Origin of the sequence: Enterovibrio coralii, from assembly GCF_001559595.1 — a bacterium.
In the GTDB taxonomy this organism is placed as follows: Bacteria; Pseudomonadota; Gammaproteobacteria; order Enterobacterales; family Vibrionaceae; genus Enterovibrio; species Enterovibrio coralii.
Map to the genome: position 1 here is coordinate 368,734 of NZ_LNTY01000006.1, position 13,607 is coordinate 382,340.

General features: G+C 48.2%; 8 protein-coding genes and 2 pseudogenes. 5 read left to right on the top strand and 5 right to left on the bottom strand.

Annotated elements, in window-relative coordinates:
• Positions 1-44 precede the first annotated feature (44 nt).
• The gene (locus ATN88_RS02390; protein ID WP_067410875.1) at positions 45-566 is read right to left on the bottom strand and encodes an NUDIX hydrolase; all 522 of its coding nucleotides are present in this window, start codon (positions 564-566) and stop codon (positions 45-47) included.
• 232 nt (positions 567-798) lie between these two features.
• Between ATN88_RS02390 and ATN88_RS02395 the strand changes: the two genes are divergently transcribed.
• From ATN88_RS02395 to ATN88_RS02410, 5 genes are all read left to right on the top strand, one after another.
• On the top strand, positions 799-2,124 hold the full coding sequence (locus tag ATN88_RS02395; RefSeq protein WP_067410879.1) for a DEAD/DEAH box helicase: 1,326 nt from the start codon (positions 799-801) through the stop codon (positions 2,122-2,124).
• Between the two features lie 352 nt (positions 2,125-2,476).
• Positions 2,477-3,496: a hypothetical protein gene (locus tag ATN88_RS26585; RefSeq protein ID WP_232312704.1), complete on the top strand. Its 1,020-nt coding sequence runs from the start codon at positions 2,477-2,479 to the stop codon at positions 3,494-3,496.
• A 953-nt stretch (positions 3,497-4,449) separates the two neighbouring features.
• Positions 4,450-5,709: a glycosyl hydrolase gene (locus tag ATN88_RS26590; protein ID WP_232312762.1), complete on the top strand. Its 1,260-nt coding sequence runs from the start codon at positions 4,450-4,452 to the stop codon at positions 5,707-5,709.
• A 360-nt stretch (positions 5,710-6,069) separates the two neighbouring features.
• Entirely contained in the window at positions 6,070-6,885 is an 816-nt protein-coding gene (locus tag ATN88_RS02405; RefSeq protein WP_067410882.1) for an alpha/beta fold hydrolase, read from the top strand.
• Positions 6,886-7,159: 274 nt separating this feature from the next.
• Positions 7,160-7,420 (top strand): hypothetical protein, encoded by a 261-nt coding sequence (locus ATN88_RS02410; RefSeq protein WP_067410886.1) that lies wholly within the window; start codon positions 7,160-7,162, stop codon positions 7,418-7,420.
• 13 nt (positions 7,421-7,433) lie between these two features.
• Here ATN88_RS02410 and guaD read toward each other — a convergent pair.
• From guaD to xdhA, 4 genes and pseudogenes are all read right to left on the bottom strand, one after another.
• A pseudogene (gene guaD, locus ATN88_RS02415) lies at positions 7,434-8,761 on the bottom strand (guanine deaminase).
• A 4-nt stretch (positions 8,762-8,765) separates the two neighbouring features.
• Positions 8,766-9,664: pseudogene (gene xdhC / locus ATN88_RS02420) on the bottom strand (xanthine dehydrogenase accessory protein XdhC).
• Positions 9,665-9,686: 22 nt separating this feature from the next.
• Positions 9,687-12,068, bottom strand: a complete 2,382-nt coding sequence (gene xdhB, locus ATN88_RS02425; RefSeq protein WP_067410889.1) for a xanthine dehydrogenase molybdopterin binding subunit — start codon at positions 12,066-12,068, stop codon at positions 9,687-9,689.
• Positions 12,058-13,512 (bottom strand): xanthine dehydrogenase small subunit, encoded by a 1,455-nt coding sequence (gene xdhA / locus ATN88_RS02430; RefSeq protein WP_067410893.1) that lies wholly within the window; start codon positions 13,510-13,512, stop codon positions 12,058-12,060. Before xdhA ends, xdhB begins: the two co-directional genes overlap by 11 nt.
• Positions 13,513-13,607 lie beyond the last annotated feature (95 nt).

Sequence of the window (13,607 nt, forward strand, 5' to 3'; positions counted from 1 at the left end):
CACAACTGGTCGGATGTCAATGTTAATGCATTGTAAAGCAAAGGCTATGTGATCAAACCCATCAATTGAGCGCGGCAAAAGGCAACAATGGTTTTGCTATCGCGAATCTCGTTGTTGATGATCATGCTCTTGACGTCTTCCACGGAAAAATGAACGACTTCAATCACTTCATCTTCATCCATTTCTGCGTCGGCGTGCGCAAGGTTCTTGGCAAGATAGAGGTATTGGGATTCGTTACAAAAACCTGGTGCCGGGAGACTCTCTCCGAGAGAGTGCCACTCGGTTGCAGAGAGCTTGGCTTCTTCTGCTAGTTCACGCTTCGCACATTCAAGAATGTCTTCGGCATTCTCCAATGTTCCCGCTGGAAACTCGTAAATCCATGCTTCAATCGAAGGGCGGTACTGTCTTAGCAGTACGAGTTTTCCGTCATTCGCAACCGGGAGAATAAGCACAGCTCCTGGGTGGGCTAATGTAATATGCGGGGTTTCTAACCCATTCGGTAAGGTGTGGACTTTTTCTTCAAGCGTGAAGCGTTTCCAGCGTTGGAGCACGGTAGGTTCGGCCATTTTCGGAGCTCTTTTTAGTGTCGTTGGGTTGATAAGCTACTCGTAACAACGTGTTTTGCCGATGAATGGCGCATTAACGACCATAAAACTGTGATCTAGTACAATAAAAAATGCGTGAAATTGCAGAAATATGGTAGTATTCGCGCCGTATTTCCACGGGAGTCGCCATGGGTTGATGGGTAAAAGTAGACTCAGTAACTCCCTGTATAAAGAATGATTTTGGAGTATTACCTTGCAATTTGAAGATCTAGGTTTAGACAAGCGCCTGATAAAAACAATGGAACACTGGGGTTTTGACGCCCCGACTGACATTCAGGCGGCAGCCATTCCAGTCATCTCGGCAGGAAAAGATCTGCTTGCTTCGTCTAAAACTGGCTCAGGTAAAACACTGGCGTTTCTGCTGCCTGCGCTTCAGCGTGTGATTCGTGCGAAAGCTTTCAGCCGTCGCGACCCACGCGTTGTGATCCTTGCGCCGACTCGTGAGCTGGCAAAACAAGTTTATGGTGAACTGCGCAAACTGGTTGCGGGCACACAATACAAAGCGGTTTTGATCCTTGGTGGTGAGAACTTTAACGACCAAGCCAAAGAATTTCGTAAAGACCCAATGTTCGTTGTTGCGACGCCTGGTCGTCTTGCTGACCATTTGGAACACCGTCATCTGAACCTTGATGGTTTGGAAATGCTGATCCTGGATGAAGCTGACCGTATGCTGGATCTGGGTTTCGAACCTCAGCTAAAAGCGATCAACGCGGCAGCGGGTCACCGTCGTCGTCAAACGCTCATGTTCTCTGCAACCCTTGACCACCAACAAGTGAACGATATTGCAGCGGACATGCTGAACGAACCAAAGCGTGTTGCGATTGGTTACGTGAACGAAGAACACAAAGACATCGAGCAGCGTTTCTATCTGTGTGATCACTTGGACCACAAACAGGCACTGCTTGATCGCGTGATGGATGAAGAGAAATACCAGCAGATGATGGTGTTCACCGCAACGCGCGCGGATACAGACCGTCTGGCGAAAGTGTTCGTTGAGCATGGCATCAAAGCCGTTGCGCTGAGCGGCGACATGAGCCAAAGCGCACGTAACCGTATCATGAACGAGTTCGAGCGTGGTTTGCACAAAGTGTTGGTTACGACCGATGTTGCTTCACGTGGTCTGGATATCTCAAATGTATCTCACGTTGTGAACTTTGATATGCCAAAACACGCTGAAGAGTATGTTCACCGTATCGGTCGTACAGGCCGTGCGGGTAATAAAGGTACTGCGATTTCTTTCGTTGGCCCTAAAGACTGGAATAGCTTCAAAAACACCGAAGGTTTCTTGGACAAAACCATGACCTTCGCAACGTTTGAAGGTCTGGTAGGTAAATTCAAAGGTCTGGCTCCTAAGCGCAAGAAGACCTTTGCGAAGAAGCCAACCCAAGAGAAGAAAACGCGTAAGCCTGCTGCGAAGAAAGCGGCACCAAAACAACGCGACAAGAGCTTCTACAAGACAGTTGCAGTTGGTGAAGACGTGTTCATGGTTAAGAAAAAGAAACCTGCTGCTGAAGAGTAAGCAAACGTCATTCCAAAAAAGCGCCCGTCAAAGGCGCTTTTTTCTTGCCTGCGAGTTAGCAGCAACCGAAACAAACAGCACGAAACGTCCTCAATGCACGGGGTAGTTTTTGACCTTCATTGTCCTCGTCTCGATGAAGAGATTGGCAACGTTGACTGTCGATGATTCAGTCCTTCTTTCTCGTTTATCCCTTCAGTTTCTCATTTTAACCCTTCAATTGTCTTGTGAGTGAGAACGATCGAACGATCGTTTGAAATACTGGCCTGCACGCATTGTTAAGCGTTCGCTAATTCTTATACTGCCAAAAAGAAAGCGCTTTCTTTTAGGGTTGTAGTATCAAAAGGATTTGGTTGTGAAGAGTTTCTGTCGATGTTTTTTACTCGTAATTTTCTCTGGTTTCCTTGCTGCCTGTGGGGGAGGAGGTGGTGGTGACGATTCGAACTCAGGAAGTGCCTCACCGACGACATCGACATTAACTGTATTTACAGGTGACAGTGTCACTAGCGCTCCATTGATTTCTGCAACGGTAACAATAAACAACGAATCAAAACAGACCGACAACGCGGGTAAAACGCAGTTTACGCTTGCCCAAGGGCAATACTCTGTCTCTGTGGGTCGCGAAGGATATAACGGCTTATCGCGTGTAGTGTCTGTCGGAGCGCAGAGTCAGCAAGTCAGCATGCTTCTGTCGAAATCAGGCTCCACGCAAATTCCTCCTAAAGAAGAAACCAACGAAAGAAAGTATGTGTTTCACTCCGATTTTGCACCTTCTTATGAATTCGAACATCAGGGCAGTACTTGGGGGTCAGGAGCCACAACAGAGTGGGATCCAGAGGGAAGCCAATTCTCAACCAGTTTGCTTGTAACGAGCGGTTCAAATTGGGGACCATTTGCCGTTGCTGCATGGGGTAATGAAGCGGAAAACGCGATTGATACAAAGGGTTTCGATCTTCTCCGTTTTAAATATAAATCCGATTTTGCCACAGAAGTTGAAGTGTCGATTCAGGGCGTGAACAGCACCGAATCGAAAATCATTTATTCGCTCGGCACGGCATTATCGTTGGGAAATGATTGGTATGAGATGGAGGTTCCTTTCCCCGGTTTTGCTGATCTGACGTGGATAGGCTCATGTTTGCTGGTGACGGCAAGATTGAAATTGCTGACGTTTATATCGTTGATACCCCGCAAGAAGCATTCGTCACCTCTTACGGTGCAGGCAATGTGGCCAATACGTTTAACCCAGACGGTTATCGCTGCACCATTGATCATGGTTTCTGGGTCTCCAATGCCGGCGTGGTCGAGCCGGGTGTGCCGTCATGTGACAACATTGGGACGCCGAAGAGATTGTTTCCACAAATTGTCCCAGAGCTAGAAGGGCAACCCGTTCCGACGCACAAATGGTGGGGGTCAGTCTCATTCCTTGGCGAAATGACCATTGGCGATCCTGACGATGCTGCTTACATCACGCCCGATCCCATCACTGCGCGTATTTCGGAGCGTGGTGTGAGAATGATGGGGATTCCTAATGCTCTGCAAGGACAAGGTAACCTGTTCCAATATGTGGTGCCGGATCCGTTTAACGAAGTGTTCGATGGTATTGCAGTGGCGAATACCGTTCATAGCGACATGCAGGGATACCTAAAAGATCACAGTGATGGCGCGATGACCGTCGAGTGGCGAACGGGTAATACACCCGTCATGGAAGCGACTTTTGTTCATGGTTCTCCTTATGCGTACTTTAAAGCCTTTGACGGAGACTTTGTCATTAAAACGCACAGCGAAGATGGCTTCCAAAAAGGGACATTTTTCCAAAATACTCAGTCTTTAGGTGTGTGGACAGATGTGGCCGGTAATCGCAACAGCTTCTTGGTTGTTGGCGAGGGAAATACCACATTCAGTGGGATTGCTGGCAACCAAATAATCGTCACAAACAGTGCGAAAGAGATAACGGTAGCCTTGCTTCCATCTCAAGGTACGCCAAGCAATGCTATGTCCTCATATTTTGAAGGTCTGGCTAGACAAGTTGTTCGTGATGTAGAGATATCCTATTCGGTCAATCGCGCGAACAATCAGGTCACGGTGCAACACACATACCTAGACGCGAATGGCGCACCCATAGAAACCATTGCGGGCATGCAACCGCTCCATTGGAAAAACAGCAATGAAAACCCGACTCAATACAGTGTAAGAAGCACGCGAGGCACCACGAAGTTTGCGCAGACGAACGGTTTCTCTTACACGCTGCCATTTGTTGGCGTACTGCCTTATTTGCCAAACGTTGCAGATTTAGACGAAGTGACGTTGCGTGCTCTTGTTACTGAGTACATGAATGAAGGCGAATCCCGATGGAACCCTTATACCGATACCTATTGGTCGGGTAAAAGCTATGGTAAAGCGGCTGAAGTGATTGCGATAGCACGCTCCATTGGGATGGACAGTGAAGCGTTGCGTCTGACGAATTGGCTGAAATCGGAATTGGCAGATTGGTTTACGGCTAACACGACAGGCGGGTTAGACATCGTTAAATACTTTGTTTATGACGAAACCTGGACAACGCTGTTAGGCGTTGAAGAGTCGTTTTTAGCGCATCAACATCTCAATGATCACCATTTCCACTATGGCTATTTCGTCAGAGCCGCAGCGGAGGTTTGCCGCACCGATAAATCGTGGTGCAGTGAAAGCGAATATGGACCCATGGTTGATTTACTCATTCGCGACTACGCAGCGAGTAAAGGCGACGAGATGTTTCCTTACCTTCGCAACTTCGACCCTGCAAACGGGTTTTCGTGGGCGTCTGGCTCTGCCAACTTTGCTTTAGGAAATAACAACGAATCGACATCAGAAGCGGCAAATGCCTACGGTGCGATCGTACTTTATGGTTTGGTGATGGGCGATCAGGATTTGGTCGATAAGGGGATTTACCTTCATGCTTCATCGGCAGCGACCTATTGGGAGTACTGGAACAATCTTGATGGGTACCGAAACACATCGCCATCTTACCCAAACCGTGGTGACAGTTACGACAATTTCCCCACGAATTACAACCAGATCACTACGTCGATCATTTGGGGACAGGGTGCGTCATTCTCGACATGGTTTAGTGGCGCGTATGCGCACATTTTAGGGATTCAAGGTTTGCCGCTGAATCCATTGGTGTTTCATGTCGGGCTTCATGCTGATTACATGGAAGCCTATGTTTCACTGGGTTTGACGGAATCATCGAATCGCAAACCTTCCGGCTTGATAGACGGGCAATGGCGAGATATCTGGTGGAACCTTTGGGCGATGACTGACGCAGATGCTGCGATATCAGACTATGAAAGTGTTGGTTCGAATTACTTGCCTGAAGAGGGGGAGTCGAAGGCGCATACCTATCATTGGCTCTACAACTGGCAGGCTCTGGGACATTTAGCCACTGGTACGGGAGAGCTTACGGCCGATCATCCCGCCGCGGTTGCATTTAAAAACGGCAGCAAAATGACTTACCTTGCTTACAACTATGACGACACGGCAATAACAGTAAGGTTCAGCGACGGTTCAACCTTGCTTGTGCAACCTCATAGCTTTGGCACGCTAGTGAAGTAAACAAGATGAAAATAGAGGGTGTGCTATCCGCACAATCTGAAATGAATTTTTAAGCGCAGCCACTGCCTTTTGCGCTTCGTGCTAAACGAACTCAACGTGGAAACTCCTCGTTGAGTTTTTTTTGTCTTCGAGAAATCAAATCGTCATTTTGTTTAAACGCTCCCGCTATCTAATCGCAAGCTCAAAACTAAGAGACAAAAGCTTCTTAAACCACCTTGTTGTCGGTAAAGTAGCGTCTCCCTTTGCGGCAAAGAATCTCACGGCTAAACAAGCAAAGTTTTCTCACAAAAAATGCCAGTCTTCAGTGCTTTTTTTGTGTTTAATACGAACGAAAACAAAAACAAATCAAAAAGGAACACGATGAAGACGTTTACTCGACATGGTAAAACCATGGCATACCAAGACATTGGCAATGGTCCGGTTCTGTTGTTTGGACACAGCTACCTCTGGGATAGCGCAATGTGGCAACCGCAAGTTGATGTGCTCAGCCAAACTTACCGTTGTCTCGTCCCAGACTTTTGGGCACATGGTCAGTCAGAATCCATGCCTACGGAAACCAAGTCGTTGGTCGATTATGCCGATGATATGTTGGCCTTGATGGACCACCTTGAGATTGAAAGCTTCTCTATTGTCGGTCTTTCTGTTGGTGGCATGTGGGGCACGGAATTGGCACTGAAAGCACCAGCACGTGTTAAAACACTCGTCTTGATGGACACGTTTGTTGGTTATGAACCAGAGATCACTAAGCTGAAATACTTCGGCATGCTGGACATCATCGAAAATGCACGTGTTGTGCCTGCCGAATTGGTTGATGCCATCGCACCTTTGTTCTTTGCATCAAACGCTAGCGACGCTAACCCTGAATTGGTGAGCGGTTTCCGTCAACGTCTGCAAGGTCTAGAGGGGGATGCTGCGAAACACATTACGGAGGTAGGACGCATCGTGTTTGATCGCCGTGATACCTTTGATGATATCGAGAACCTGACGTTACCAACGCTGATCATGGTGGGCGCAGAAGACAAACCACGTTCTCCGCTGGAATCTATGCTGATGCACGATGCGATTGATGGCAGTGAATACATCATTATTCCTGAAGCTGGCCACATCAGTAATCTAGAAAAGCCGGAATTTGTCACTGAAGCTCTGAAAACCTTTCTTGGCAAACACCACGAATAATGTTGAAAAGGCCGCCTAGCGGCCTTTTTCTTAGCCCTGTTCCCCTTCGCACGCGACGCCAAAATTCAGAATTGAACACAAATTCATCACGCATTGCTGGCACATTGAGCATTTTCATAAGTAGATGTGACGCACTTTGTGTTTATTGGGCGTCTGTAAGCCATCTATGTTTCGGTATGTTACTGTTGATCTGGCTTTTTTAGCCGGGGCGATTACGTGTAAAAAGACACTCACCCATACAAATTTACTCAAACTTTTCAATGGGGGTCTTACTATGAGTCGCTATCTTTTCTTTATTAAAGACAACGTTGCCATTCATGTGGATTTTGATGGGCGAGATTTCTACGCTGAAAAGTTTCAACTGCTTGAGCAGGGCTTTGAAGTCAGTGGAGATGTCATCGAATCCAACACCGTTGCGGAAGCGTATTCGCTTTACCAACAACGGTATGGAGAGGTTGATGTTGAATATCCAATGATAAACGCATTGGCGAATATTCCGCAGGCGATTGCCTGGCAAACCATCTTTCGCAATTGATCAGAAACCCAACTTAACGAGTTTCTGATTTATCATAAACACACTCGCCGTATGAATAGGTGTTGGCGACGGTTCTGTCGTCGCCAATTGTCATGAGCACGAATAGTTGGTCTTCCAGTGTTTTTGCATGTTCCATTCTAAATCGCATCAATTGCGTGGCGTGCAGATCCAACACAACGAAATCGGCTTCTTTGCCTGATTCAAAGTTACCAATCAAATGATCCAGCGAAAGGCTTTTGCGCCGCCCAGTGTTGCTTGGTACAAGGACTTTAACGGATGGAGCTTTTTGCCTTGAAGCTGCATCACCTTGTAGGCTTCGCTCATGGTCTGAAGCAGGGAGAAACTGGTACCTGCGCCAACATCTGTGCCCATACCCACTTTGATCCCTTTGTCTTCCATCTCCGAAAGCGGAAAGAGACCCGAGCCCAAAAACAGGTTTGACGTTGGGCAGAAGGCAATCGCTGAATCTGATTCAGAGAGTCGTTTACACTCGCCGTCACACAGATGAATACCGTGCGCGAACACAGAACGGCTTGAGAGCAGGCCATGTTGGTCATACACATCAAGGTAGTTCTTGCTGTTCGGGAATAGCTCCTGCACCCACTCGATCTCTTTCTGGTTTTCAGAAAGATGCGTGTGCATATAGACGTCAGGGTATTCTTCAAGGAGTTTTCCCGCGAGCTTCAACTGTTCTGACGTGCTGGTGGGCGCAAAGCGTGGGGTGACTGCGTAATGCAGACGGCCTTTGTTATGCCATTTTTCAATCAGTGCTTTGCTGTCTTGATAGCCTGACTCTGGTGTGTCAGTCAGATCCTCAGGTGCGTTTCTGTCCATCAGCACCTTACCCGCGATCATCCGAAGGTTGCGCTTCTCGGATTCTTGAAAAAACACATCGACAGATTCTTTATGCACAGTACCGAAAACTAACGCGGTTGTAGTGCCGTTTCGGGCTAATTCGTCGAGAAATTGGACTGCCACTTCGCGCGCATACCCAATATCTGCAAAGCGTTTTTCCTCTGGAAAGGTGTAGTTATTTAGCCAATCCAAAAGCTGTTCACCGTACGCCGCGATCATCCCAGTTTGAGGGTAGTGAATGTGGGTATCAATGAATCCCGGTGTGATCAGTTTGTTCTCAAGCTTGATCAACTCAACGCTGTCATCGAGTGTCGGGAGAATGTCATCGGTGTGACCGACTCTAACGATGTGACCGTCTGCAACTAGCAAAATGCCATCTTCGAAGTACTGAAAGGAGTCTTCCAAACCCACGTCCGTTGGATTTGCAAGGCTGTGTAATATGGCAGCGCGAAAAGCCTTCGCTGGATGAGCTTTTGGGTCTTTCATTCCTTTATGCCCTTATTTTCTCGTCATTTTTATTGTTGTTTTCTTCAGGCTCTCTTTTCAGAATAGAGAGTTTTTCGAGTTGTTTCTGTGCCCCGCTTCCGTTTGAGACGTGTTCGCGTTTGTTCGCTATCTCCTCACCTTGATAGCATGCGATGAGTTCGCCTGCGACGGAAACCGCAATCTCAGCAGGGTGCTTTCCTTTTACTGCATCAATGCCGATGGGGCAGATCATGGTGTTGATCGATTCGTCACTTAAGCCTCGTTCTTTCAAGCGATAGTCGAAGCGTTTGCGTTTTGACAGTGAGCCAATCATGCCGAAATAGCGGCTATCGCCACGTTTTAAAATGGCTCGTGCAAGGTCGAAATCAAGTTGATGATTATGAGTGAGCACCAAGTACATGCTGTTGGCTGGTAGTGAAGAGACTTCACCAACCGGATCGTCGGTAAGGCGCATTTCCACATTATCCGGGAGATTTTTGGGAAACTGTTCTTCACGCTCATCAATCCAAATCACGTTGAACGGTAACGTCGCCAGAATATGTACCAGTGCCTTTGCTACGTGGCCAGCACCAAAGAGTGCCAATACGTGACGTTGCGGACCAATAGGTTCGAAACTCAGCGTAACAATGCCCCCACAACACTGTCCAAGTCGCGCGCCTAAATTGAAGCGTTCTATCTTGATGTCGCTTTCGCCTTGCGCGAGCATCTCTTGCGCGGATTTCATGGCAACATGTTCAAGATGGCCGCCACCAATCGTGGCGATAACCTCATCTTCAGTCACGAGCATTTTGGTGCCAGCACCACGAGGTACCGACCTTTGTCTTCGAGTACGGTCACCATAACACACGGCGTACCTTTGGCTTCTAACTCTGCCAGTGCTTGGATCCAATTGTCTTTAAACATCATCGATCTCCATATCTGGCTGTTACAGCGAAAACGACACAGGCGATTTACCATTTCGCGCTTGCTTGATGGCGTTGTACACCTGTTCCGGTGTGGCTGGTGCAGGCAGATGAGGAATGACATTGTCATCTGCAACGCTGACGATGGCGTCTCGGATCGCGCTCCATACGGAAATGGCCAACATGAACGGTGGCTCACCAACGGCCTTTGAGTGGAACACGGTGTCTTCTGGATTCGCTCTGTTTTCTACTAAGCGGGTATTAAAGATTTCAGGCGTATCTGCAACAGCAGGGATCTTGTAACTGGCAGGGCCTGATGTCATCAACTGGCCGTTGTCGTTCCACACCAACTCTTCGGTCGTAAGCCAGCCCATACCTTGAATAAAGCCGCCTTCAACCTGACCGATATCAATAGCCGGGTTTAGAGACGCACCGACATCGTGCAGAATGTCCGTACGAAGGACTTTGTACTCGCCGGTAAGTGTATCGACGATGACTTCTGAACACGACACGCCATAGGCAAAGTAATAGAAAGGGCGACCGCGTGCTTTTTCGTGATCGTAAAAGATCTTCGGTGTGCGATAAAAGCCAGAAGCCGCTAGGGAAATTTGGTTAAACCAACACAGCTCGGTGAAATCAGCAAAGGTCATGGTTTGTTTATCGCCAATCGTGACAATGCCATTGCTGAAGACGATGTCTTGTGGCGAGACATCAAAGTGTGAAGACGCAAAATTCACCATGCGCTCTTTGATGGTCATTGCTGCATTTTGTGCGGCTTTACCATTCAAGTCCGTGCCGGACGACGCGGCCGTTGGTGAGGTGTTTGGCACTTTCTCAGTATTGGTTGCGGTGACTTGAATCGTATCGATGTCCACACTGAAAGTTTCCGCCACAATTTGGGCGACTTTGGTGTTTAATCCCTGACCCATTTCGGTGCCACCGTGGTTTAGCGAAATACTTCCGTCGGTATATACAGTGACGAGTGCGCCAGCTTGATTGAGGAAGGTCGCGGTAAACGAGATACCGAACTTCACAGGGGTAATGGAAATGCCTTTTTTCAGAATAGGGCTGGTGGCATTGAATTCCGCAATGGCTTTCCTACGTGATTGATATTCGCACGACATTTCGAGGTCGGCAGTCATTTCGTGGATGAAATTGTCTTCGACCTTTTGGTAATAGTGGGTTTCATCACGACCTTCGCCGGCATAATAATTGGCCTTGCGAACCTCAAGCGGGTCTTTTTTTAGGTGGCAGGCGATGGTGTCCATCACGTGTTCGATAGTCATCATGCCTTGAGGGCCACCGAAACCGCGGTAGGCAGTATTCGAGGCTGTGTTGGTTTTCACGCAGTGTCCGGTGACCGTCGCATTGCCGAGGAAGTAGGCGTTGTCAGAGTGGAACATTGCGCGATCGACAATTGAGCGTGATAAGTCAGGCGAATGCCCAGCATTACCAGACACAACAATCTCAATCCCTTGAATGACACCGTCGTTATCAAAACCCACTTTATATTGATTAAAGAAAGGATGGCGTTTACCTGTCATCATCATGTCTTCACGACGAGGGAGACGGAACTTCACGGGTTGACCTGTTTGGTTTGCGATAACAGCAGCAATACAAGCAGGTGCTGCGGCTTGCGTTTCCTTACCTCCAAAACCACCACCCATGCGTCGCATGTCTATTAGTACCTTATGCATTGGTACACCCAATACGGATGCAACTAACTTTTGCACTTCAGTCGGGTTTTGCGTCGAACAATAGACAATCACACCACCATCTTCAGTCGGTACGACACTTGAGACCTGTGTTTCGAGATAGAAGTGTTCTTGTCCGCCGACATGGAGCGCACCTTCAAGCACGTGAGCGGAGCTCGCAATTGCAGCGGCTGAGTCCCCGCGTTTTTGAGTATGACTATCCGTGACGAAAGATTCTTGTGCTAAGGCTTCTTCGACATCAAGGGCGGCTGGGAGTAAGTCGTATTCGATGATTGCTGCTTCTGCGCCTTTACGCGCATTGTCGAGAGAGTCAGCGGCAACTGCAATCACGGGCTGGCCAACGTAGACCACTTTGCCGTCAGCAAGCATAGGATCGCCGGGAAGAATCGGACCAATATCGAGTTCGCCCGGCACATCTTTAGAAGTAATGACTGTGTGAACGCCGGGCACCTTATAACACGGTGACACATCCAGCTTGGTTATGTTTGCATGCGCATACGGACTCATCAGTGCGTAGACATGAAGCTGATTGGGAAATTCTCCGCGGTCATCGATATACAGAGCTTCACCGGATACTTGCTTTTCAGCGCTCTCATGTTTAACTGATTTACCGACGCCAGTCGCTAAACCCGCTTTGGCCTGTGCGGTCATTTCTTCCATGGTCATGGCAGGGGTCGTTTTACGAGACATAATGAATCACCCTCGTTTCAATCATTTTTCCATCAGCGGCGTAGCTGAGTTCGGTAAACAGGCGGTAGAGTAAGTTCGCAGCTGTTTCAGCGCGGTATTCTTTCGTCGCCCTGAAATCGGAAATGGGTGAGAAGTCATTTTCCAATGCCAACATCGCCGCTTGTATGGATGCCGCATTAAGTGGCTTGCCTACAATTTCTTGTTCGCAGTGCGATGCGCGCGCAGGAATGGCAGCCATACCGCCAAAGGCAATGCGGGCTTCTGTGACAGTGTCACCATTGTAAGTAAGGCGGAATGCACCACATACGGCAGAGATATCATCATCAAATCGCTTAGAGATTTTGTATGCCTTGAAAGCCTGATTAGGTTGTGGTTTGGGCACGCGAATGGTTTGCACAAACTCCGACGGCTGTAGAGCTGTGACCTTGTAGTCTTTAAAGAAATCTTCAAGCAGGATTTCACGTGCAGTGTCGCCGCGTCGCAGGATCACGGTTGAGCCCAGAGCTATCAGCAACGGAGGACCGTCACCAATTGGGGAGGCATTGGCAATGTTGCCACCAATGGTGCCTTGATTGCGGATCTGCAAAGACGCGAAACGCTGTAAAAGCGCACCGAAATCTGGGTAGTGAGGTTCTAGAGCACGATACACATCGGTGAAGGGCACGTTGGCGCCGATTTCGATATGGGTGTCGGTCTCGTTGACGGTTTTGATGTCGTCAACACGGCCGAGATAAATGAGCTTGTCGATATCGCGATGGAACTGCGTGACTTCAAGTGCAAGGTCAGTACCACCAGCAAGTAACTTCGCTGTTGGGTGTGCCATCAGCGTTTTTGCAAGTTCATCACTGCTTGTGGGTGTAAATGCAGTTTTTCCATCGGCGTTATATTCTAATTCTGGTTTACCGATGGCATTGAGCTTTTCAATGGTTTCACGCTCGTATTCAGCGAACTGATCGCGAATTGGCGTTTCCTGACTTAGTGACAAAGACGCCTCAACAATTGGGCGATAGCCAGTACAGCGGCACAAATTACCTGCTAATGCTTCATACGTTTCTTCTTTGTCAGCATTAGGGTGGTTCTTAGTCAGAGCAAACATCGACATGATAAAGCCGGGGGTACAAAAACCGCATTGGCTGCCATGAAAGTCGACGATGGCCTGTTGAACAGGGTGCAAAGACGTTTTGGTTCTCAGGTCTTCAACTGTAATGAGCTGCTTGCCATGCAGGGCAGAAACAAAGGTTAGGCAAGAGTTCACGCTTCGATACTCAAGCTTTCCATCCACCACTTCGCCTAACACCACAGTGCAGGCTCCGCAGTCGCCCGAGCCACATCCTTCTTTTGTGCCTGTTTTACGCACATGCTCTCGAAGGTAGTTCAATACGGTCAGGTTGGGAGAAATGTCTTTCTCTTCCTGTAGGGTCTGATTTAAGAGAAATCGGATCACACGGCCTCCATGACGTTCTCGTATCCATTGATTACAAGCTAGTCATTTCTGACCGTTCGGTCAACTTTCTGTTAACATATATGGATCTGGGATTT